The 20,747-nt window shown below is 74.1% G+C and carries 19 protein-coding genes and 1 pseudogene; 7 read left to right on the forward strand and 13 right to left on the reverse strand.

Annotation, left to right across the window (positions count from 1 at the left end; all coding sequences use genetic code 11):
- Window positions 1-125: 125 nt before the first annotated feature.
- Window positions 126-1,931: pseudogene (locus ACH41F_RS41620) on the forward strand (AMP-dependent synthetase/ligase); the annotation flags it as partial.
- 59 nt (window positions 1,932-1,990) lie between these two features.
- On the opposite strand, the gene ACH41F_RS41625 reads toward ACH41F_RS41620, so the two are convergent.
- Together ACH41F_RS41625 and ACH41F_RS41630 are read right to left on the reverse strand one after the other, a co-directional pair.
- Window positions 1,991-2,401, reverse strand: a complete 411-nt coding sequence (locus ACH41F_RS41625) for a rodlin (protein WP_391245282.1) — start codon at window positions 2,399-2,401, stop codon at window positions 1,991-1,993.
- 285 nt (window positions 2,402-2,686) lie between these two features.
- Window positions 2,687-3,088: a rodlin gene (locus tag ACH41F_RS41630; protein ID WP_391245230.1), complete on the reverse strand. Its 402-nt coding sequence runs from the start codon at window positions 3,086-3,088 to the stop codon at window positions 2,687-2,689.
- Window positions 3,089-3,346: 258 nt separating this feature from the next.
- On the opposite strand from ACH41F_RS41630, the gene ACH41F_RS41635 reads away from it, so the two are divergent.
- The 3 genes from ACH41F_RS41635 (at window position 3,347) to ACH41F_RS41645 (ending at window position 5,147) form a co-directional block, all read left to right on the forward strand.
- Window positions 3,347-3,751, forward strand: coding sequence for a rodlin (locus ACH41F_RS41635; RefSeq protein ID WP_391245233.1), 405 nt, complete (start codon window positions 3,347-3,349; stop codon window positions 3,749-3,751).
- 231 nt (window positions 3,752-3,982) lie between these two features.
- Window positions 3,983-4,210, forward strand: a complete 228-nt coding sequence (gene chpD / locus ACH41F_RS41640) for a chaplin ChpD (protein WP_391245285.1) — start codon at window positions 3,983-3,985, stop codon at window positions 4,208-4,210.
- A 106-nt stretch (window positions 4,211-4,316) separates the two neighbouring features.
- Window positions 4,317-5,147 (forward strand): chaplin, encoded by an 831-nt coding sequence (locus ACH41F_RS41645; protein ID WP_398839847.1) that lies wholly within the window; start codon window positions 4,317-4,319, stop codon window positions 5,145-5,147.
- Window positions 5,148-5,189: 42 nt separating this feature from the next.
- Here the strand turns inward: ACH41F_RS41645 and ACH41F_RS41650 are convergent, their stop codons facing one another.
- Window positions 5,190-6,455, reverse strand: a complete 1,266-nt coding sequence (locus ACH41F_RS41650; RefSeq protein WP_391245238.1) for an NAD(P)-binding domain-containing protein — start codon at window positions 6,453-6,455, stop codon at window positions 5,190-5,192.
- Window positions 6,455-7,726 (reverse strand): ATP-grasp domain-containing protein, encoded by a 1,272-nt coding sequence (locus ACH41F_RS41655; protein WP_398839848.1) that lies wholly within the window; start codon window positions 7,724-7,726, stop codon window positions 6,455-6,457. The genes ACH41F_RS41650 and ACH41F_RS41655 overlap by 1 nt, the downstream gene beginning before the upstream one ends.
- Before the next feature lie 136 nt (window positions 7,727-7,862).
- Here ACH41F_RS41655 and ACH41F_RS41660 point away from each other — a divergent pair, with 136 nt between their 5' ends.
- Window positions 7,863-9,146 carry a glycosyl hydrolase gene (locus ACH41F_RS41660; RefSeq protein ID WP_391245244.1) on the forward strand — a complete coding sequence of 428 codons (1,284 nt, stop codon included), beginning with the start codon at window positions 7,863-7,865 and terminating at the stop codon, window positions 9,144-9,146.
- Between the two features lie 19 nt (window positions 9,147-9,165).
- Here the strand turns inward: ACH41F_RS41660 and ACH41F_RS41665 are convergent, their stop codons facing one another.
- The 9 genes from ACH41F_RS41665 to ACH41F_RS41705 are packed head-to-tail and all read right to left on the reverse strand — an operon-like array spanning window position 9,166 to window position 19,077.
- Window positions 9,166-10,254: a GNAT family N-acetyltransferase gene (locus ACH41F_RS41665; protein ID WP_398839849.1), complete on the reverse strand. Its 1,089-nt coding sequence runs from the start codon at window positions 10,252-10,254 to the stop codon at window positions 9,166-9,168.
- The gene (locus ACH41F_RS41670) at window positions 10,251-10,907 is read right to left on the reverse strand and encodes a lipopolysaccharide biosynthesis protein (protein ID WP_391245250.1); all 657 of its coding nucleotides are present in this window, start codon (window positions 10,905-10,907) and stop codon (window positions 10,251-10,253) included. Before ACH41F_RS41670 ends, ACH41F_RS41665 begins: the two co-directional genes overlap by 4 nt.
- The gene (locus tag ACH41F_RS41675; protein WP_398839850.1) at window positions 10,904-12,058 is read right to left on the reverse strand and encodes a glycosyltransferase; all 1,155 of its coding nucleotides are present in this window, start codon (window positions 12,056-12,058) and stop codon (window positions 10,904-10,906) included. Before ACH41F_RS41675 ends, ACH41F_RS41670 begins: the two co-directional genes overlap by 4 nt.
- Before the next feature lies 1 nt (window position 12,059).
- Entirely contained in the window at window positions 12,060-12,782 is a 723-nt protein-coding gene (locus ACH41F_RS41680) for a polysaccharide deacetylase family protein (RefSeq protein WP_398839851.1), read from the reverse strand.
- Window positions 12,766-14,712, reverse strand: a complete 1,947-nt coding sequence (locus tag ACH41F_RS41685) for a lipid II flippase MurJ (RefSeq protein ID WP_398839852.1) — start codon at window positions 14,710-14,712, stop codon at window positions 12,766-12,768. Before ACH41F_RS41685 ends, ACH41F_RS41680 begins: the two co-directional genes overlap by 17 nt.
- Window positions 14,709-16,040: an O-antigen ligase family protein gene (locus ACH41F_RS41690; RefSeq protein ID WP_398839853.1), complete on the reverse strand. Its 1,332-nt coding sequence runs from the start codon at window positions 16,038-16,040 to the stop codon at window positions 14,709-14,711. Before ACH41F_RS41690 ends, ACH41F_RS41685 begins: the two co-directional genes overlap by 4 nt.
- Before the next feature lie 2 nt (window positions 16,041-16,042).
- Window positions 16,043-17,467, reverse strand: a complete 1,425-nt coding sequence (locus tag ACH41F_RS41695) for an exopolysaccharide biosynthesis polyprenyl glycosylphosphotransferase (RefSeq protein WP_398839854.1) — start codon at window positions 17,465-17,467, stop codon at window positions 16,043-16,045.
- Window positions 17,464-18,633, reverse strand: coding sequence for a glycosyltransferase (locus ACH41F_RS41700; RefSeq protein ID WP_398839855.1), 1,170 nt, complete (start codon window positions 18,631-18,633; stop codon window positions 17,464-17,466). Before ACH41F_RS41700 ends, ACH41F_RS41695 begins: the two co-directional genes overlap by 4 nt.
- A gap of 51 nt (window positions 18,634-18,684) precedes the next feature.
- A complete protein-coding gene (locus tag ACH41F_RS41705; RefSeq protein WP_391245270.1) occupies window positions 18,685-19,077 on the reverse strand; it encodes a hypothetical protein in 393 nt (130 codons plus the stop codon).
- A gap of 246 nt (window positions 19,078-19,323) precedes the next feature.
- Here ACH41F_RS41705 and ACH41F_RS41710 point away from each other — a divergent pair, with 246 nt between their 5' ends.
- Window positions 19,324-19,563, forward strand: coding sequence for a chaplin family protein (locus ACH41F_RS41710; RefSeq protein ID WP_391245273.1), 240 nt, complete (start codon window positions 19,324-19,326; stop codon window positions 19,561-19,563).
- Between the two features lie 241 nt (window positions 19,564-19,804).
- Window positions 19,805-20,539: a hypothetical protein gene (locus tag ACH41F_RS41715; protein WP_398839856.1), complete on the forward strand. Its 735-nt coding sequence runs from the start codon at window positions 19,805-19,807 to the stop codon at window positions 20,537-20,539.
- Window positions 20,540-20,747: the final 208 nt, after the last annotated feature.

Consider the following 20,747-nt stretch of genomic DNA (forward strand, 5'->3'; position numbering starts at 1 on the left):
TGGGGGCGGGGGGGGGGGCTTGGGGGTGCACGTTTGGGGGGCCCCCGGCCGCGGCCCGGGGGCGGCCCCCCGGGGGGGGCCCCCGGGGGGGGGGGGGGGGGGGGGGGGGGGCCCCCCCCCCCCCGCCCCTCGCCCCGCACCCGCTGACCGGCAGCACCGCGGACCTGCCGTTCACCAACGCGGCAGAGGCCCCCGACGCGGTGGTCCTGCGCCGTAAACGGGGAGACACCTGGCACCCGGTCACCGCGGCCGCCTTCGCCCGCGAAGTGACCGCCGTCGCCAAGGGGTTGATCGCCGCCGGTCTCCCACCGGGCGGCCGGGTCGCGGTGATGTCCCGCACCCGCTACGAGTGGGCGGTCCTGGACTTCGCCATCTGGGCCGCGGGCGGCCAGACCGTCCCCGTCTACGCGACCTCCTCCGCCGAACAGGTCGAGTGGATCGTCCGCGACTCCGGCGCCCGCCTCGTCGTCACCGAGACCGCCGAGAACGCCGACACGGTCACGACGGGCACCGCCCGCCACCAGGAGCAGCCCCGCGTCTGGGAGTTGGACGCGGGGGCACTCGCCGACCTCGCCCGCCTCGGCCGCGACGTCCCCGACGAGGAGGTCACCAAGCGTCGGGCCGCCCTGACCCCCGGCACCGTCGCGACGATCTGCTACACCTCCGGCACCACCGGCAAACCCAAGGGCTGCGTCCTCACCCACGCCAACCTCCACGCGGAGGCCGCCAACACGGTCGAGCTGCTTCACCCGATCTTCAAGGAGGTCACCCGACAGGTCGCCTCCACCCTCCTGTTCCTCCCGCTCGCCCACATCCTCGGCCGCACCCTCCAGATCGCCTGCCTGATGGCCCGCATCGAGATCGGCCACTGCCCGAGCATCAAGCCCGACGAACTCCGGCCCGCCCTCAAGGAGTTCCGCCCGACCTTCCTCGTGGGCGTCCCCTACCTCTTCGAGAAGATCCACGACACCGGCCGCGCCACCGCCGAGAAGATCGGCCGGGGCGCCTCCTTCGACCGAGCCGACCGCATCGCCGTCCGCTTCGGCGAGCGCTACCTGGAGAAGTTCCTCGACCGCGGCAAGGGCCCCGGCCCCGGCCTCTACGCCGCCTGGGCCCTGTACGACCTGCTGGTCTACCGCCGCGTCCGGAAGGAACTCGGCGGCCGCATGCGCTACGCCATCAGCGGCGGCTCCCCGCTCGACCGCAACCTCAACCTGTTCTTCCAGGCCGCCGGGATCAGCGTCTACGAGGGCTACGGCCTGACCGAGACCACGGCCGCCGCCACCATCGTCCCGCCGCTGAGGCCCCGCCCCGGCACGGTCGGCCCCCCGGTCCCCGGCACCGCCGTCCGCATCGCCGACGACGGCGAGGTCCTGATCAAGGGCGGCATCGTCTTCGGCGGCTACTGGAACAACCCCGCCGCCACCGACGCCGTCCTCACCGACGGCTGGTTCGCCACCGGCGACCTCGGCTCCCTCGACGAGGACGGCTATCTCACCATCACCGGCCGCAAGAAGGACATCCTCGTCACCTCCGGCGGCAAGAACGTCTCCCCGTCCGTCCTGGAGGACCGGCTGCGCAGCCGCCCCCCGGTCGGCCAGTGCCTGGTCGTCGGGGACAACCGCCCCTTCGTCGCCGCCCTGATCACCCTGGAACCCGACGCGATCACCCACTGGCTGTCGGTCCGCGGGCTGCCCGCCGACACCCCCCTGTCCGAGCTGGTGACCGACCCCCGGCTGCGCGCCGACGTCCAGAAGGCCGTGGACTACGCCAACGAGGCCGTCTCCCGCGCCGAGTCGATCCGCGCCTTCACCCTGGTCGAGGGCGAGTTCACCGAGGACAACGGGATGCTCACGCCGTCCCTGAAGGTCAAGCGGCACGCGGTGACGGCGGCGTACGCCAGTCAGATCGAGGCGATCTACCGCACCTGACACGCAAAGCGGCGGGCCACCGGAGGAACCGGTGACCCGCCGCCGCGGAGATCCGAGGATCAGCCGTTGCCGGCGCCGTTGCCCGACAGCGCGGAGATGTCGTCCAGGATGTGCGACAGCGGCTCGTCGCCCTTGGCCTGCGTCGAGTTCTCGACACACTGCTGGTTCTGCGGCGCCGACAGGATCGGCACGTCCTGCAGGACGCCGACGGCCACGAGGCCGACGAGTCCCTGGGCGTTGAGCTTCGCCGGCAGACCGACACAGGGCTTGTTCAGCGAACCCTGGACCAGCGAGAGCTGCGGGCTCATGTCGCCGAACGTCGCCGAGTTGCCGAACTCCTGCGAGGCGTGGTTGCCACTGGCGGAGGTGGTGCCGGTGTCGTCACCGATGGCGAGAGCCTGGGGCGCGGCCGCGGCCGAGACACCGGCGACGGAGGCGGCGATAGCCGCGGTAGCCCACAGCTTCTTCATGTTCATTCCCTTCGAGAAGCGGACTCCGGTGAGGAGCTGCATGATCGTCAACGGCCGTACCCCGGCCAGGGTTGCGCTCTTTGCCCCGATTGGCCCAGCGCGCGGGACCACGGCGTGGGCGCCCTGGTCGTACGAGCCCACTTACCGGCGAGGAACTGCCCCGCGCCCGTGCGTCGACGTCTCCCGTCGAACGCGAAACAGCGGGCCGCCGGGAAACCGGCGGCCCGCTGACGGGGCTTCAGATCGCAGCCCCAGGGCTCAGAGAGCGGAATCTCCGAGGACGGTTCAGCCGTTGCCGGTGCCGTTGCCCGAGAGGGCTGAGATGTCGTCCAGGATGTGCGACAGCGGCTCGTCACCCTTGGCCTGGGTGGAGTTCTCGACACACTGCTGGTTCTGCGGCGCCGACAGGATCGGCACGTCCTGGAGGACACCGACGGCGACGAGGCCGACGATCCCCTGCAGGTTCGCCTTCGCGGGCAGACCGATGCAGGGCTTGTTGAGCGAGCCCTGGACGAGCGCCATCTGCGGGCTCATGTTGCCGTAGGTGGCCGAGTTGCCGAACGACTGGTGCGCACCGTTGCCGCTGGCGGACTTGGTGCCGTCGTCGTTGCCGATCGCCATGGCGGGGGAGGCGGCACCCACGACGGAGGCGGCGACCGCGGCGGAAGCCAGAACCTTCTTGATCACTTGCTAGTCCCTTCTGGAGAAACCCCGTCCACCGGAGCGCTCTGGTCAACTGGCCGGGGCCCGGTTGGTTCCTCCTCTTCACTCCGATGGCCCAGCGAAAAGAGTTGCCGCCGCGACACGGCGAAGTCCGGCGGCGTCCGTGAATTCCGGGAGCGGTGCGGTCCGATCGGGTGAAGGGCCGAAACCAAACCCGGCGGGGCTGGTTGATGCGAGGGCAGGAGCGTGCGTCTCGGTGATGCACCCAGGAAAGGAACTGAAATGCTGAAGAAGGCAATGGCCGCCACGGCGGTCGCCGCTTCCGTCGTTGGTGCGGCGTCGCCGGCCATGGCCATCGGGAACGACGAAGGAACCACGTCGGCGAGTGGCAACCACGCCACGTCGAAGTTCGGCAACTCGATCACCAAGGGTGACATGAGCCCGCAGGCCACCCTGGTGCAGAGCACCGCCAACAAGCTCTGCGTCGGCCTGCCGGCGAAGGTGAACGCTCAGGCCATCGTCGGTGTCATCGCCGCCGTCGGCGTCCTCCAGGACGTGCCGATCCTGTCGGCCCCGCAGAACCAGCAGTGCGCCGACAACTCGACGCAGGCCAAGGGCGACGAGCCGCTGTCGCACATCCTGGACGACATCTCCGCCCTCTCGGGCAACGGCGTCGGCAACCACTGATCCGTCGTTCCTGAAATTGCTCGGGCCGTCCGTCTCCAGCGGGCCGCCCGGGCTTTTTCCGTCACTCAGGCGAATGGTTTCTGCTCATTTGGACGCGTCGTGTCAATTCTGTGGAGGCGTTCGAGTGAATTATGAGGCGACGCACGTTCCGGAGTTTCTTCATCTGTCTATCCCTCGTTTACAGCCTGTAGGTCACGTCATAGGGGCATGACCGCAGAGAAGGGAAAGCTCATGAAGAAGACCGCTGCTGTCGTCGCGGGCGCGATCATGGCCCTGGGTATGGCCGCCCCGGCCTTCGCGGACGCGGAGGCCGAGGGCGCCGCCGTGCACTCGCCGGGCGTCCTCTCCGGCAACCTGGTCCAGGTTCCTGTCCACATCCCGGTCAACGTGTGCGGCAACACCGTCAACGTCATCGGCCTGCTGAACCCGGCGTTCGGCAACGTCTGCGTCAACGACTGACGTCGTAACGCCTCCAGCCACTCCGGCTGATCGAGCCGGCCTTGGACTGCTTCCTCGCCTTCCAAGGCCGGCTTTTTCCACTTCTTCAAGCAGGAGGACAACGAGATTGCGACAGACCCTGAGCAGGGGAATGGTCGCGGCCGCCGCCGCGACGAGCATCCTGTCCCTGTGTGGCAGCAGCCCCGCCTTCGCCGACTCGGACGCGGACGGGGGCGCCAAGGGCTCGCCGGGCGTCCTGTCCGGCAACTCCGTCCAGGCCCCCATCGACGTACCGGTGAACGCCTGCGGCAACTCCGTCGATCCCGTCGGCGCGTTGAACCCGACGTTCGGCAACTCCTGTGCCCATGACTCGGGTTCACCCAGGAGTGGCGCCTCCTACGGCGACGACTCCGGCCACGGCGGGGGCAGCCACGGCTCCTCCGGTCACGGGGCACACCACGCGTGCGGGTCCATGACGGACGTCGGCGGGTCCTACGGCGACGACTGCGGGACCGGCGGGCACGAGGAGTCCCCGGGGTACGGCGACACCCCGACGCCGACCCCCACCACGCCGGGGCCGACACCCACCAAGCCGACGCCGACGCACACGCCGCCGAACGGCGGTGAGCACACGCCGACGCCGACCCCGACCCCGACGCCGCCGGGCGGCGGGGACCACACGCCGACGCCGACCCACACGCCGCCGGGCGGCGGGGAGCACACGCCGACCCCGTCCCCGACGCACACGCCGCCGGGCGGTGGGGAGCACACGCCGACGCCGACCCCCACCTCGTCGGTCTCGACCCCGCCCCCGGGGCCGCACGGGCCGCCGCCGCAGCTCCCCGAGACCGGCAGCGGTGAGACCATGGCGGCCGCCGCCATCGGCAGCGCCGTGATGATCACGGCCGGAGCCGTGCTGTACCGCCGGGGCCGCAAGCAGGCCGCGGCCCATCTGTAGTCGCGCCGGGTGCCGGGCCCCTCGGTCCGGCACCCGCGCCCCTCACCGCCGTACCCGCTCGGACGGCGCGGCCCGAGCCGGAGCCGGGACCACGCCCGGACCGGTGCGCAGCCGGCGCCGCACCCCCCGTACGAGCGCGCCCGCGGTGTAGCTCGCGCCGTGCACGAAACGCATCGCCGGGCCGAAGGCGGAGGCCGTCATCAGGCCCGCCAGGAACAGGCCGGGATGCGACGGGGACTCGAAGTCCCGGCCGGCCACCGGCGCACCGTCGGCCGCGGTCGCCAGGGACGCGCGCAGGTCGGCCGAGAGCAGGCCCAGCCGGTCGGTGGTCGCCCGGAAACCGGTGGCCGCGATGACGTGTTCGGTCTCCAGGGTGCGCGAGGCCCCCGCCCCGCCCGCCCGGTCCAGCACGTCGAGCCGCACCCCGCCCGGCACCGCCCGCGCCGCCGTCACCTCGTGGGCGTGCAGCACCTCCACGACCGGCTCGACCCGCTCCCGCACCCACCAGGCGCCCGCCGGACCGAGCGCCGTCGCCGCGATCCGCGCCCGCGTCGGCCCAGGGAGCCGGCTGTACAGGCCGGGGCGCTCGGCGTAGAACCAGTTGCGCCAGCCGCATCCCAGGGCGCTGTGCGGGGAGCGGGCCGACCGCCACCAGGGGCGCTGCCACGGGGGCGGTACGTCGTTCCAGCACAGCTCGTCGGCGCGGGCCAGCACCCGGACCCGGGTGCCCTGTTCGGCGAGGAGAGCGGCCGTCTCCAGAGCCGCCTGGCCGCCGCCGATCACGGTGACGTCCCGGTCGCGGAAGCGGGCGAGGTCGCCGTGGTGGCTGCTGTGCGTCACGCGGGAGGTGTCGAGGCCGGCCAGCGCGGCCGGGATCTCGACGAACGGCATGACGCCCACGGCCAGCGCGACCGTGCGGGCGGGCAGCACCTCGCCGTCCTCCAGGACCGCCTCGAAGCCGCCCGGCCGCAGCGCCACCAGGCGGACCACCATGCGCTCGTCCACCGGGGGAACGGCCGTGCGGGCGAACCACATCCCGTAGTCGGCATACAACTCCACCGGGACTGGCTCCCCGTGCCGGGCCCTCACGCCCCGGCTCTCGCAGTAGACGTCCAGACCCCGGCGGCGCCCGGGGTCGCTGAGATGCGAGGCCCACGGCTCCGACTTGAGGAACATCCCGCGCGGCATGTGGTCGCGCCAGGACGCCATGGGGCGGCCGAGGACGCGCAGGTGCAGCCCGGCGGACGCGGCGTGGGAGGCGATGGACAGGCCGTAGGGGCCCGCTCCCACCACCAGCAGGTCGTGCATCAGCGGCTGCCCGCCTTCTCCTCGCCGGTCGGCTCGGCCGCCACGGCGGTCGCCCGGCGCGCCGACGGCACCCGTCCGCGCTCGCCGGCCGGCGCGCACAGGCCCCTGAGCCGCGCCAGCAGCCGGCGGGACACGTGCTGGCCCCACAGACCCCACATCGCCCGGCCCGGCGCCCGGTCGTCGCGCGCACCCCAGGCCCGCTCCCGGCCCGCGGGCGCGGGGCGCAGCGCGGTCAGCGGGGCGTAGTTCTCCACCACGAACTCCCGCCCGGCCCGCGGCACCCCCTCCGGCAGCGGACGGTGCGTCAGGTCCAGGTGCAGCGCGCGGACGACGTCCAGGTCCGCGGTGTCACTGAAGAGCCGGAACTGGGCGCCGGGCCGCGGGTTGAAGTCGAGCAGGTGGTGGCGGCCCTCGGCGTCGCGGCGGAAGTCGAGGTCGAAGATGCCGCGGTAGCCCAGCTCGCCGGCGATCCGCTCGGCGAGCGCCTGCACCGTCGGGTCGGGCGTCCAGCGCCCCACCGCCGTCAGCCCCGCCCCGCGCGGCCAGGCCCGCAGCTTCACACCGGCACCCCCGCCGCGCACCGCGCCCGTACGGTCGGCGTACCCGTGGAAGAACCAGTCGCGGTCGGTGCCCGGTGGCAGGAACGCCTGGAGCAGCAGCCGGCTGCCCGCCTCCTCGGTGCGCAGATACAGCTCCCTCGCCTCCTGCGGGGAGCGCACCACCACCGTGCTGCGCAGCCCGCTGTCCGTCGGCAGCAGCCAGGGGCGGCTCCACTTCGCCACCACCGGCAGGCCCAGCCGCCAGGCGGCCCGCGCCGCCTCGGCCGCGCTGTCCGGGATCAGCGTGAGCGGGTGCGGGACGTCCACGGCGGCGCACAGGGCGGCCAGTTCCGCCTTGTCGGCGACGCGCTCGGCCAGTGGGCCCCGCGCCGGGGGCAGCAGATAGGCGGGCGCCAGCTCCGCGCGCAGCCGGTCCACCGCGACCGCGCTCGCGTCGTCCATCGGGATCAGCACCGCGGGGCGCGCGACGCGGGCGGCGACGCGGCGCAGGGCCACGCCGATGGCGGGAGCGGGCGCGCCGGGCGGCGGCGGGGGATGGAGGGCGCGGACAAAACGCGACCGGGACACCGGACTTCCGGTGGAATCCGCGACGACGTGCACCTCCACTCCGGCTCTGCCGAGCGAGCGTACGGCGCCCAGCGTTCCGTGGTGAAAGGGATTCCGGTCGATCCGCAGCAGCACGGCGGGGACCCGGGTGTCGAACAGCGACACGGACTCAATTCCTTCGGTTGTTTCACTCGTGCGGGCGATCGGGCCACTCGAAAGCCGCACGCACGGTGGCGGAGTTCGCCTTGGCGTGACTGAGTGTCAGTTATCGGATTAGCGCGAGAGTGAGAAAGGAGCAGGCATGGACTCACAGCAGCGACGGGTTCGGACCAGACGGCTGGCGTTCATCACGGCGTCGGTCGCCGCGGCCGCCGCCCTGGCCTCGGGGCCCGGATTCGCAGCGGGGGTGGTGCGGGCCACCGATCCGCCCGCTCCCACGCCCGCCGTTCCCACCGTCCCCTCCCCGTCCGCCCAGCCGACCGGCACCCCGACCACCGACCCGGTGGCGGAGCCGAAGCCCGTGCCGAAGCCGCCCGCCTTCGGCGCCTATCTCGACTACGGCCCGCGCGGGGTGGACCGCATCGCCGAGCTCAGCCGCTGGCTGGGCGGCGCCGACCTGCGGGTGGGCCACACCTATCTGCCCGGCGACCGCTGGAGCAACATCGAGGGCGCCCCCGACTTCCTCGACTCCTGGGCCGACTGGCGCAACGCGCGCGAGGACCGGATGTTCGTCCTCAACGTCCCCATGCTGGAGCGCAACGAGGACGGCGTCCCCGACCGCCAGGTCGCGCGGCTGCTGCGGCAGGGCGCGGTCGGCGCCTACGATCACCACTTCCGCCGCCTGGCCGAACGGCTGGTCGAGCTGAAGGTGCCGGACACGGTCGTCGTGCTCGGCTGGGAGATGAACGGCATCACGTACACCCATCGCTGCGGGCCGGACCCGGAGGCCTGGAAGAAGTACTGGAACAGGATCGTCACCACCATGCGTTCGGTGCCGGGCCAGAAATTCCGCTTCGACTTCACGCCGAGCCGCGGCAAGGACGCCATCGGCTGGACGCAGTGCTATCCCGGCGACGACACCGTCGACATCATCGGCATGGACTCGTACGACCAGCCGGCGGGCCTCTCGTTCGACCAGCAGGTGAAAGAGCCGTTCGGGCTTCAGGAACACGTGGAATTCGCGAAATCCCACGGCAAGGCAATTTCCTATCCTGAATGGGGACTCTTCCGCAACGGAGACAACGCCGAGTACATGCGGCGCATGCTCGCATGGATGGACGAGCACAAACCGCTGTACAACACGCTGACCGACTACTGCCCGCACGGCGTCTGGCAGTGCGACGACAACCCGAGGGCGTCGGAGATCTACCGGTCCGTGCTCTCCGGGCGCACCGGTGAGCCGACGCCGACCCCGACGCCCACGGAGCCGATGCCGACGCCGACCCCGACGCCCACCGAGCCCAAGCCCGAGCCCACGCCGACGACCCCGGCCGACTGCTCGCCGCTGGAACTCGGCGACTGGGTGGAGTACTGGATCGGCGGGAAGCTGTGCATGCGCTTCGACTGGTGGTCGCGCAGCCGGTGACGCCCGGGCGGCGGGTCGCTCACGGCCCGCCGCCACCGCGCTCCCGCCACCGGCGCACCAGCTCCTTGCCCCGGCTGCGGGCGGCGACGTCGCACAGGGCCGCCTCCAGCAGCGGGGCGGTACGCCGCCGGGCCAGCAACAGCCGCTGGTTGGTCACCGGTTCGGGCCGCCAGTGCTGCTTGTACGGCTCGTTCCCGCGCAGCAGGCTCAGCGTGCCCCGGGCGTGCCGGCTGCACGCGTCCAGCAGCATCACCGCCACGTCCGCCTTGCGTTCCCGCAGACACGGATGGGCGCCGTACAGATAGCCGCCCGTGAGGCGTCGCGACAGCAGCGTCAGATCGACGGCCACCACGTCGTCGTCCAGCCGGAACTCGGTGACGGCCGCGTCCCCCGCGGCCACCATCGGGGCGACCGAGCGCACCAGGTGCTCGCAGAACCGCGGCAGCAGATGCTCGCCCGTCACCTTGCGCCCCTGCCACTGCAACCGGTGCAGCTCCAGCAGCCGGCGCACCGCCTTGTCGACCTCGTCCGGCCCCACGACGTGCCGTTCGACGCCGAGCGCGGACAGCTTGCGGAGCTTGGCGCGGGCCCGCTGCTGGGCCTTGGCCGACGGCAACCGGGCCACCAGCTCGTCCATGGACACGGCGGGCAGCTCCAGGCACAGCGAGTCGCCGACCCGGCGCCGGGGCCCGGACCAGTGGTCGTAGATCCGCTCGGCCGCGCCGCCCGGCCGCACCTCCCGCAGGTCCACCAGCGCGGTCCGGGCCGCCGCCGCGAGCCCCGCGGTGAGCGCGGCTGCCGCCTGCGCGCCGCGCTCGTCGTCCAGCAGGACGTCCCCGTAGTCGGAGATCGCCCCGCCCAGCGGCACCAGGGACGGCACGGGTCGGTGGACCCGCATCAGGGGCGCGGCGGCGACCAGGTCGTCCCCGTCGCGGACCACGAGGACCCGCAGCCGCCCGGGACGGCCGTAGGACAGCCACCACGAGTGCAGCCAGGGGTGGCTCTGGAACGGGGTGGCGGTGGAGCAACGGCCGTACAGGCGCCGCCAGTCGGGGGCGAGTGCGGCGAAGACGGTGTCGTCGGTGACGAGTTCCGTCCGGTACGTCACAGCTGGCCGTGGGCGTCGGCGGCGACGGTCGGGCCGGGCACCGACGCCGGGCGCCCCGGCTCCTGGGCGGGCCGCCGCGGCCGCACCAGCAGCACCAGGCCGCCGAGCAGCCCGCCCGCGCTCGCCCCGACCAGCCCGGTCACCGCGGGGGATGCGGAGGTCGGCTCGGTGGGTCTGGTGGCGCGGGCGAACTGCTGGAGCTCGACGTGGGTGGCGTTCTGGGCGGTGTCCGCGTGCCGGGTCAGGGCCCGGGCGACCGCGTTGGCCATGTCGGCGGCGAGGTCGGGGCGGGACGAGGTCGCCGTGATCCCGATCATCGGGGCGTCCGGCGAGGTCGCCGTCTGCACGCTCGACCTCAGCGTCCCGACCGGGACGCCCGCCCACACCTGCGCGTCCCCGAGCACCGCGAGCTGGGTGGCGACCCGGCCGTAGGCCTGGGCGAAGCCGAGCGCGGTGGCGGAGTCGGACCTCTCGGTGGGGACGGCGACGACATAGCTGGTCGCGGTGTACGCCGGCGGCTCGGCCAGGCCGTACACGCCGCCCAGCAGGCCGCCGGAGACGGCGCCGGCCGCGAGCAGGGACCAGGCGGGGAGGGTCTTGGCGCGGGTGAGGACCGCGGCGGGGCGGCGCGGTCCTGCGGGGTTCTCGGTCATGGGGAACCGACCTCCTGGGGTGACGTGGGCGACTTGGGGGGCGAGACCGCGGCCGCGTACACATCCATCAGCTGTGCGGCGCTGCGGGTGATGCAGTAGTGGTGGGCGGCGTCCGGGACGGTGCGCGGGCGGGGACCCTCGGCGCGGGCCGCCGCGATCGCGCGGGCGAACTCCTCGACGCCGCCGAGGACCTGGCGGCTGCCGGGGGCCGCCTGCGCGGGCAGGTCCTCGATCGCGGGGCAGGAGCTGTAGAGCACCGGCAGCCCGGACGCCAGCGCCTCGACGACCGCGAGGCCGAACGCCTCCTCGGCGCACGGGGAGACGAGCAGGTCCATCGCCGCGGTGAGCGACGGCAGGTCGGGGCCGGGGGAGCCGTCGGGAACACCGGGGCGCTCACCGGTGAACAGCACCCGGTCGGCGACCTGGGCCTCCCGGGCGACCCGGCGCAGCAGGTGCTCGTCCGGGCCGCCGCCGACCAGCAGCAGCCAGCAGTTCTCCGGCAGCCGGGCGAGGGCGCGGATCGCGGTGTCGAAGCGCTTGCCCGCCGTGAGCCGTCCGACGCCGCCGATGACGTACGCCTCCTCGGGCAGCCCGAGGCGGCGCCGGGTGCGCAGGCGCTGGAGCGCGTCGAAGCGGAAGCGGGGCAGGTCGATGCCGTTGGGGACGACCCGGATGCGGGGTGCGGGCACGCCCCAGCGCCGCAGCCGGGCGGCCACCGTGGGGGAGACGGCGACCGTGGCGCGGCCCAGGCGCTCGCTGGCCAGGTACAGCCCGCGGACCCCGGCGGTGAGCCGGCGGCCCTCCATCTGGGAGTCGCCGAGGGAGTGCTCGGTGGCCACGACCGCGCGCACCCCGGCGAGCCGCGCCGCGAGCCGGCCGTAGACGCAGGCGCGGTACAGGTGGGTGTGCACGAGGTCGTAGCCGCCGGACCGGATGTGGCGGACCAGGCGGGGCAGGGCGGTCAGGTCGCGGTTGCCGGCCATGCCGAGGTGGGTGACGCGTACCCCGTCGGCGGTCAGGCCGTCGGCGACCGCGCCGGGGTTGGTGAGCGTCACGACGTCGCAGTCGACCGGCAGATGCCGCAGCAGCAGCCGCAGTTGCTGCTCGGCGCCGCCGACCCCGAGGCCGGTGATGACGTGCAGGGCCCGCATCTCAGAGCCCCTCGACGGGACGGCGGCGCAGCCGGTGCAGCCGGTGCTTGAGGAACAGCCGCACGGCGGTGTCGTTCTGGCCGATGTGCACCCGGGGGAGGGCGAGCGGGCCGGTGAGCGGACCGGGGTCGATGGCGCAGGCGTAGGTGTATCCGGCATCCCGCACGGCGTCGACGGCGCGCTGGTCGACGGTGCCGTAGGGATAGCAGAAGCCGCCGATCGCCGCGCCGGTCAGCTCCTGGAGCGCGGCCCGGCTCTCGACGGTCTCGGACTTCAGCCGCAGGTCGTCGGCCCGGGTCAGGTCGACGTGGGTGAGCCCGTGCGAGCCGATCTCGACACCGGCCTCGGCGGCCCGCCGGATGCCGTCCGCCGTCAGCAGCGGCTTGCGCGGCCCCAGCGGGTCCCAGGCGTTGTCGCCGCCGAGCCGGCCGGGCAGCACGAACAGGGTGGCGCCGAAGCCGTGCCGATGGAGCACCGGGAGGGCGTGCTCGAGGAAGTCGGCGTACCCGTCGTCGAAGGTGAGGCCGACGAGGTCGGTGCGGGTGGGTTCGGCCAGCAGCGCGGCCATGGACACGCCCCGCAGACCGCGCCGGCTCAGCCAGGTCAGCTGCCGGTCGAGGCGTTCGGGTGTGACCGTGACGCGGTAGGGGTCGTCGGAGCAGTCACCCACCGAGTGGTACATCGCGATCCACGGGACGGGGGCGGAATCAACGGCAGCGGCCATGAGTGAGCCTTCGTGTGACGGAACGTAGGGATCTCAGTGCGGGTACGACACCCTGGGCGTCCAGCGCCCAGGCGAGCAGGACGAACACGGCGGCGACGGTCGCGCCACCCGCGACGAGGCCGGGCACGGCGGACGGCACCTGCGAGGCGACGAGGGCCCCGGCGATCGTCGCGACCACGGCGGCGCACACCGGTCGGCCCAGCTCGCGCACCGCGCTCCGCCGGCGGATCGGGACGCTGCCCGGGCCCATCCCGGCCAGCAGCAGTACGGCGGTGACGGTGATGCCGGTGGCGTTGGCGGCGGCGATGCCGGACACACCCCACGGGCCGACCGTCCAGGCGCCGATCCACGAGGTGGCGGCGATACCCGCGGCCATCGCGGCGAACGGGTACCAGCTGGGGCGGGCGGCGGAGAAGTAGGACCGCACGAGCACCCCGGTCAGGGTCTGGCCGAGCAGCCCGAGGGCGTACACGCGCATGACGCCCGCGGTGGCGGCGGTGTCCCGGGCGGTGAACGCGCCGCGCTGGAAGAGGAGTTCGATGATCTGCGGGGCGCAGGCGATCACGGTGGCGGCGCCGAGCAGGACCACGCAGGAGGCGAGCGCGAGGTCGCGTTCCACGCGGGAGCGGGCCCGTTCGACGTCACCGTCGGCGAGGGCGCGCGCGACCACCGGGAAGGTGACCGTGCACAGCATCAGCGACAGGGTCATCGGGATCTGGGCGACCTTCTGCGCGTAGTTCAGGTGCGAGATGGCCCCGGCGTCGAGGGTGGAGGCGAGGTAGCGCTCGATCAGGGTCTGGGACTGCCGGCACAGCGCGAAGAGCAGGACGGTGACGACGAGGGCCGCGGTCACCGCGCGGTCGCCGCTCGCACCCGGCTCCTGCGCGGCGAGCTGTTGCCTGCGGAACAACTGGCCTACGAAGGACGGTAGTTGTACCAGGAACATCAGGCCGCCGCCGATCGCCACCCCGACCGCCGCCGACCGCACGCCCCACTGCCCGCCGAGCACGAACATCGCCGTGATGATCCCGGTGTTGTACGCCACGTAGATCGCGGCCGGCGCGAGAAACCTGCGGTGGGCGCGCAGTGCGGCACTGCAGTACCCGGCGAGCCCGAAGCCCAGCACGCAGACCGCGGTGAGCCGGGTGCAGTCGACGGCGAGCGCGGGGTCGGGCAGGCCCGGCGCCAGGACCTCGACGACGTACGGGGCGGCGCCGACGAGCAGCGCGGACACCGCGACGAAGGCGAGGGACAGCTTCGGCAGCGTGGCCGCGACCAGCGCCCGCACCGGGTCCCCGGCGGCCCCCTGCGCCCGCCGCGCCAGCGCCAGGCTGAACGCCGGGACCAGCGCGAAGGCCAGCCCGTCCTCGATGAGCAGCGTCGAGGCGAACTCCGGGACGGTCCACGCCACGAGGAACGCGTCCGTCTCCCTCCCGGCCCCGAACAGCCGCGCCAGCGCCTGGTCCCGCGCCAGCCCCAGCACGGCCCCGGCGACGGAGAGCACAGCGGTGACGAGTGTGGCCTTGGCGAGGAAACGCCGGGAGACGGGGGCGAGGTCGGGGGGGCCGGGGGGACCCTTGGGGTAGGGCGGGACGCGGGGGGAGGGCTCGGCGGCGGTGGCGTGCCGGGCCTGGGGTGGGCGGGGCTCGGTGGTGTTCGCGTGCCGGGCGTGCGACGGGTGGGTCTCGGTGGTGCTCGTGTGCCGAGCATGCGGCGGGTGGGGCTCGGTGGTGCTCGCGTCCCGGGTCTGCGACGAGTGGGGCTCGGTCGGGCTCGCGTCCCGTGCCTGCGGTGGCCGGGCCCAGAGGGCCGCCGGTGGGGTGTCGCCCGGGCCGGTCGTGGTCCGGTCGGAGGGTCCGGGGGCCCCCGTGTCCCGTTCCGTCGGAGGGTCCGGGGTGACCCCGGAGGTCCGCGGCGGCGTCGCCCTCATCGGGTGGCCGCCTCCTCGGCGCGGTCGGGCAGCGGGGCCGGGGTCGCCGGGGCGATCGCCGGGGTGTCACCGGCCAGGGCCCACCAGGCGGCCAGGCCGAAACACACCGCGGTGAGCACCGTGGAGGGCCCGCCGATGTCGGCGTAGACGAAGTCGGTGAGCTGCCAGACGAGGAAGCCGCAGGCGATCAGCGCGCAGTCGAGGCCCGGCCCGCGGCGGCGGACGCGGACGAGCCGGCGCAGCCCGCACACCAGCAGGGCCGACCAGCCGCCCGCGAGGGCGAGGAGGCCGAGAAGGCCCTGCTCGGCGAGGACCAGCAGGTACATGTTGTGCGGGGAGAGCAGTGGCTGCTTGCGGAAGCCCGCGCCCGCGCCGTCGGTGTCGCTGCCGGCGGACAGCGCGAGCGAGGCGTGCGCGTCCCGGTGGTCGGGGAAACCCTTCAACCCCACGCCGGTCAGCGGCTGTTCGCGCCACATGCCGAGGGCCGCCGCCCACATGGTGTAGCGGTCCGTGACGGACTGGTCGGGCGCGTCGGTGACCCGCGTGATGCTGTCGACCCGCTCCTGGAGCATCGCCGAACCGACGCCGAAGCCGCCGACGAGGATCACACCGAGCGCGGCCACCACCGCCACGACCCGCAACGCCCGCCGCAGCCCGGCCAGTACCAGCTGTGCCGTGCACGCCAGCACCGCCGCGATCCACGCCCCGCGGCTGAAGGACAGCGCGAGGGGGACCAGCAGGGCCGTCGCGCAAGCGGCGGCGACCACCCTCTGCCGTACGGGAGTCCGGCCCAGCGCCAGCCCGGTCGCGCACACCAGCCCGAAGCACACGACGGTCGCCATGCCCATCACGTCCTGCGCCCCGAAGGTGCCCACGGCACGGATCTCCCGGCCCTGGTACGAGGCCCCGGTCCCGGTGAGGAACTGGTGCACCCCGATCGCCCCCTGCCACAGGGCGAGCCCGATGAAGGACCAGGCCAGCACGCGGAAGTCGCGCCGGTCCCGGACCAGCAGCAGCACCGCGGCCGGCACCAGCACGAAGACCTGGAGGTAGCGGCCCATCCCGGTGACCCCGACGCCCGGCGAGGCGGCACCGATGGCGGCGACCGCCAGCCCGGCCACCGGCAGCCCCAGCACCACGAGGGCCGTACGGGACAGCGGGCGCCGCCTCTCCCGTACGAGACGGACGACGCAGTACAGCACCACGAGCGCCGAGAGCGCGTCGGCGGGGCCCGCGCCCCCCTCGCCGCCCGGCCCGGTCGGGATCCCCAGCAGGGCGACGACCGCCACCACCGGGAGCACCGGTGCGAACCTCCGCACCTGGTCCATGCTCAGCTCCCCGTCGGGCGCACGAGCGCGACCGCGGTCCGCGCCAGGATGCAGATGTCCTGCCACAGCGACCAGTTGTCGATGTACGCGTTGTCGAAGCGGGCCCGGTCCTCGATGGAGGTGTCACCGCGCAGCCCATGGATCTGGGCGAGCCCGGTGATGCCGGTCCGCATCCGGTGGCGGGCCGCGTAACCGGGGTAGCTCTGGCTGAACTGGGCGACGAAGTAGGGCCGTTCGGGTCGCGGCCCGACCAGGCTCATGTCGCCCCAGAAGACGTTCCACAGCTGGAGCAGCTCATCGAGCGAGGTCCGGCGCAGGAAGCGGCAGAACCACGACATCTGGCGTTCGTTCGCCACGCTCCACCGGGTCGCCGACTCGTGCTCGTCGACCGGGCGGTGGGTGCGGAACTTCAGCAGGGTGAAGGGGCGTCCGTCCTTGCCGATGCGTTCCTGGCGGAAGACGACCCCGGGCCCGTCGGTCAGCCGCAGCACCACCGCGCACACCAGCAGCAGCGGGCTGACCAGCAGCAGCAGGGCCCCGGCCACCAGCACGTCCAGCACCCGCTTGCCGACGCTGCCCCGCCGCCGGCCCCCCATGTCCAGGCGGCGGCAGGCGAATCCGGCGAGCTGCTCACGGCTGGCGTACGACGGGCAGTCCGCGTCGACCTCCCACACCGCGCAGCCCGACTCGGCCAGCGCCCGCAGCAGCGGCCCCTGTTGGGTGCGCGCGGAGGGGTGCACGACCAGGACGTCCCGGACGCCGTTCTGGATCAGCGCCCGCTCGACCTCCTCGCCGGTCGTCAGCACCGGCAGCCCGTCACTGCCGTCCGGTGTCTCGGCGACGACACCCACCGGCCGTACCCCGCACCGCGGATGGCGCAGGATGCCCGCGGCCACCCGCTGCGCGGTCGCGGCGGGGCCGACGACCAGGGCGGCGCGCGGTCGGTTCAGCAGGGCCGTGCGGCGCCGCCAGTGCACGCAGCCACGGGTCGCGCAGGCCGCCGCCGACTGGAGCAGGAGACCGAGGGCGAGCGTGCGGGCGGACAGGGCGTGCTGCGGGGCGTACGCGGCGACCAGCGCGCCGAGCGCCAGCCAGGACACCACGATCCGGCCGCAGACGGCGGGCAGTTCGTCGAGGACGCCGGGGACGGCCCGGGGCAGCTGCGGGCGCAGCAGCATCGACGCGGACGCCGACAGGGCCGCGAGCAGCGGCTGATGCTCGGTCCCGGTGAGCGCGAGGGTCCCGAGCAGCGCCGCGAGCAGGTCCGCGGCGAGCAGCGGCACCGGGGAGGCGGGCCGGGGCTGGGGGCGGCGGTGGGGGAACCGGAACCCGCCGGCGGCACCGCGCGAGGGGATGACCGAGACGGGCGAGAATCCGTGATCCCGTGGCTGCCCGCCGGGCGAGGGGACGGTACTTTCGGCGGTCACGAGTGGATGGACTCCCTGTACTCGAAAGGCACCACATGGGCTGCGGTGCCGAGCAGTTCGCGGTACACGCCCGCCACCGCCTCGGTGGTGTGCCGTACGTCGTGCGTGGACAGGACGTGACGGCGCCCCTGATGGCCGAGCGCCTCGCGGCGCAACGGATCGAGCAGCAGCTCGGCGACGGCTCCGGCGAGCGCGGCCGGGGCCTCGGGGGGTACCAGGCAGTGGGGCGCGAGATCCGGCGGCAGGCTCTCGCGGGCGCCGTCGACGTCCGTCAGCACCACCGGTCGCCCACACGCCATCGCCTCCAGCGGGGCGAGCGCCATGCCCTCCCAGCGCGAGGGCAGGACGACCAGATCGGCGGCCTGGTACCAGGGCACGGGATCGGCGACGGCCCCCGCGAACACCACCGACTCGGGTGCGCGGGCGGCCAGCCGGTCCCGCTCGGGCCCGTCGCCGACGAACACGAGCCGGGCCCGCGGCACCCGCTCCCGCACCGCCTCCCACGCATCGAGGAGGACGTCCTGCCCCTTCTGCCGGCACAGTCGCCCCACGCACACCACGAGCGGGTCCGCCGGACCGACGTCCGGCAGGAGGGACGCCCGTACGGTGTCCACGGCGGCGGGACGGAAGCGGGCGGGGTCGATGCCGTTGGGGACCACGCTCCACCGCCCGGCGATCCCGGCGCGCACGCCGGTCGCGCGCTCGGCGGCGCTCACGCACACCACCCGGGAGGCCCAACGCGCCCCCCAGCGCTCCCACTTCAGGGCGAGCGCCGCGGTGACGCCGTCGACGGCCTCGAAGGACCAGGCGTGCGGCTGGAACACCGTCGGCACCCGCCCCCGGATCGCGAGCCGCCCGGCCAGACCGGCCTTCGCGCTGTGCGCGTGCACCAGTTCGGGCCGTACCTCTTCGATCACCTGAGCGAGCTGTCGTACCTCGCCGAAAAGCGAGGGCCCCGGCGAGCGCGTGGCCCGCCACCGCCGTACGTCCGCGCCCAGTGCCCGCAGTCCGTCGGCGAACGCGCCGGCCGGGCAGGCCACCGCGACCTCCAAACCGGCCGCGAGCTGGGCCCGCACCAGGTCCGTCACGACGCGGGCGACCCCGCCCGCCACGGGCTGCGTGAGGTGCAGGACCCGTGGCCGAGGGTCGGTTGCTGACTGGTGCATTGCGCGGTTTCCTCGCTCACGGACGGCACTCGGGAGGGGCGGGAACGCGCCTCAGCGCTGGGCGTCGACGGCGACGATGAGCGCCCCGGCCCTCGCCGCGTCCCGCTGGGGAACGAGCCGGAAGGCCAGCTGGTCACCACCGGCTCGCGGCGCCTTGCCCGGATCGAACACATCGGGGCCGTGCCGAAGGGTGTTCGCACACGAGGTCAACCGCTGTGACGGCGGGGATCCGGGATCACCCGTACGGCCGTGGTCACCGGCGCGGGCGACGGGTCCGGCCTGCCCGAAGGCGCCCCCGGGGACCCGGAGCGTGGCGTGGGCGAGGGCTGCCACCGTCGCTCGGCGCAGCGACGGACGCAGGGGATGACGCATGACCGGGGTGGCCTTCCGGGACGAGGTGCGCGAGCGGGTGGGCACGCCCGGCTCGTGGTGCCAGGGCGTCATGAGGGCGATCTGCTGGCTACAGGGGTGCGTCGCGAGGTCCGCAACTGTAGCCGCTATGTGTACTAATCAGTCGAAACCCGACAAGTGTGTCGGGCGAGTGTGTCGGACGGGTGTGTCGGAGTCGTGACGCCGTCCTTTCGTGAGATCACCCCATTGGCGGCACAACCCGCGCGCGCCCCGCGCGTTGACACAGCGCCGGGCATCCCCGCTCGGCTGTTTGTGTCAACCCCCAAGGAGCACCTCTCCATGTCGCGTATCGCGAAGGGCCTGGTCCTTACCTCCGCTGCCGTCGCGGCCGTCGCCGGCGGCGCCGGAATCGCCTCCGCCGACGCCGACGCGCACGGCGCCGCCGCCCACTCCCCGGGCGTGCTGTCGGGCAACGCCGTCCAGGTCCCGGTCCACGTTCCGGTCAACGTCTGCGGCAACACCGTGAACGTCATCGGTCTGCTGAACCCCGCCTTCGGCAACACCTGCGTCAACGACTGACGTCGGCGCGAACCGCCCTTTGCCGGCCGCCCTCCCGTGGTTTCCCCCCGGGAGGGCGGCCGGTTTGCGTTCCCCCGAACGGGCGGTGGGGGCGGCGACGCGGTGAGCGGGGCTCGACAGGGCGCTTCACCAGCCAGGACACGCCCCACGGGTGATGACGCCACGCATTTCCTCGGTTGCAGCGCGCGAGGGGCGCTTCCACGGTAGGAGGAGATCCGTCCCAGATCGAAAGGCATCACCCATGCGTGCTCCGTCCGCACGACGTCTCGCGTCCGCCGCAATCAGCGCCACCCTCCTGATCGGCATCGCCGCTCCGGCGGCGGTGGCGGTCGACCACGAGCCGCAGCACGAGCGCGCGATGACGGGGGCGAAGGACCCGGTCCAGGGCGCGGAAGCGCTGCTCGGCCAGGTCAAGACGCTGGGTGACCTGGTGGCCGTGCTCAAGCCGGTCACCGAGGTGCTGGACACCGTGCTCAACGCCAAGGACGGGATCAGCCCCGCCCAGGCGACCCAGCTCCTGAAGACGGTCCAGAACGCCATCGCCGCGGCCACCGCGCAGGCCCCCGCGCCGGTGCCGCAGGCGCCCCTGACCCCCGCCGACCCGGGGTCCACGCCGGCCACGAACGTCCCGACGCTGCCGTCCACCACCCTGCCGGCGCCGGCCACCCTGCCGGCGCTCCCGCTGCCCGCGGGCAGCGACGCCAAGGCGCTCTCCGCCGACGCCGGCGGCGACGCGCTCGCCGCCCTCCAGACGGCCGTCGGCGACCTGCTCGCGGCGGCATCCGCCACGCCCCCCGACGCCTCCAAGGTCCTCGCGGCCGCCACGGCCGTGGTGGGCAAGCTCGTCAACGCCACCGTCGCGCTGCTGCTGGGCGGCGGGCTCCCGCTGCCGCTCCCGCCGGGCGGACTGCCGACGGACGCCGCTCCCGGTGCGGTCGGCGGGCTGCCGGCCGGAGGTCTGCCGCCCACCTCGTGAGCCGCCCGGTGCCCTCCGGAGAGCCCGGGCGGTTCCTTCCCGAGACCAGGGGCGGCGCCTGAGGCGAAGCAGACGTCACCCCAGCCGTGGGGGGGGGGGGGGCGGGCCCCCCCCCCCCCCCGGGGCGGGGGGGGGGGGGGTAGTTGGATCCGCCCCCAGCCACCCCCGGGGGGCGGCGACAGTTTTTGGGTCGGGGGGGGGGGGCGGC

It is taken from the genome of Streptomyces sp. NPDC020489 (genome assembly GCF_044386545.1).
Lineage (GTDB): Bacteria > Actinomycetota > Actinomycetes > Streptomycetales > Streptomycetaceae > Streptomyces.

Excerpts from the sequence above, each read along its gene's own strand:
- ACH41F_RS41635 (WP_391245233.1), top strand. The coding sequence starts at position 3,347 with ATGCTGAAGAAGGCAATGGCCGCCACGGCGGTCGCCGCTTCCGTCGTT.
- ACH41F_RS41700 (WP_398839855.1), bottom strand. The coding sequence starts at position 18,633 with ATGCACCAGTCAGCAACCGACCCTCGGCCACGGGTCCTGCACCTCACG.
- ACH41F_RS41670 (WP_391245250.1), bottom strand. The coding sequence starts at position 10,907 with ATGACCGAGAACCCCGCAGGACCGCGCCGCCCCGCCGCGGTCCTCACC.
- chpD (WP_391245285.1), top strand. The coding sequence starts at position 3,983 with ATGAAGAAGACCGCTGCTGTCGTCGCGGGCGCGATCATGGCCCTGGGT.
- ACH41F_RS41685 (WP_398839852.1), bottom strand. The coding sequence starts at position 14,712 with ATGAGGGCGACGCCGCCGCGGACCTCCGGGGTCACCCCGGACCCTCCG.
- ACH41F_RS41705 (WP_391245270.1), bottom strand. The coding sequence starts at position 19,077 with ATGACGCCCTGGCACCACGAGCCGGGCGTGCCCACCCGCTCGCGCACC.
- ACH41F_RS41690 (WP_398839853.1), bottom strand. The coding sequence starts at position 16,040 with ATGGACCAGGTGCGGAGGTTCGCACCGGTGCTCCCGGTGGTGGCGGTC.
- ACH41F_RS41625 (WP_391245282.1), bottom strand. The coding sequence starts at position 2,401 with ATGAAGAAGCTGTGGGCTACCGCGGCTATCGCCGCCTCCGTCGCCGGT.
- ACH41F_RS41675 (WP_398839850.1), bottom strand. The coding sequence starts at position 12,058 with ATGCGGGCCCTGCACGTCATCACCGGCCTCGGGGTCGGCGGCGCCGAG.
- ACH41F_RS41660 (WP_391245244.1), top strand. The coding sequence starts at position 7,863 with ATGGACTCACAGCAGCGACGGGTTCGGACCAGACGGCTGGCGTTCATC.
- ACH41F_RS41710 (WP_391245273.1), top strand. The coding sequence starts at position 19,324 with ATGTCGCGTATCGCGAAGGGCCTGGTCCTTACCTCCGCTGCCGTCGCG.
- ACH41F_RS41680 (WP_398839851.1), bottom strand. The coding sequence starts at position 12,782 with ATGGCCGCTGCCGTTGATTCCGCCCCCGTCCCGTGGATCGCGATGTAC.
- ACH41F_RS41650 (WP_391245238.1), bottom strand. The coding sequence starts at position 6,455 with ATGCACGACCTGCTGGTGGTGGGAGCGGGCCCCTACGGCCTGTCCATC.
- ACH41F_RS41715 (WP_398839856.1), top strand. The coding sequence starts at position 19,805 with ATGCGTGCTCCGTCCGCACGACGTCTCGCGTCCGCCGCAATCAGCGCC.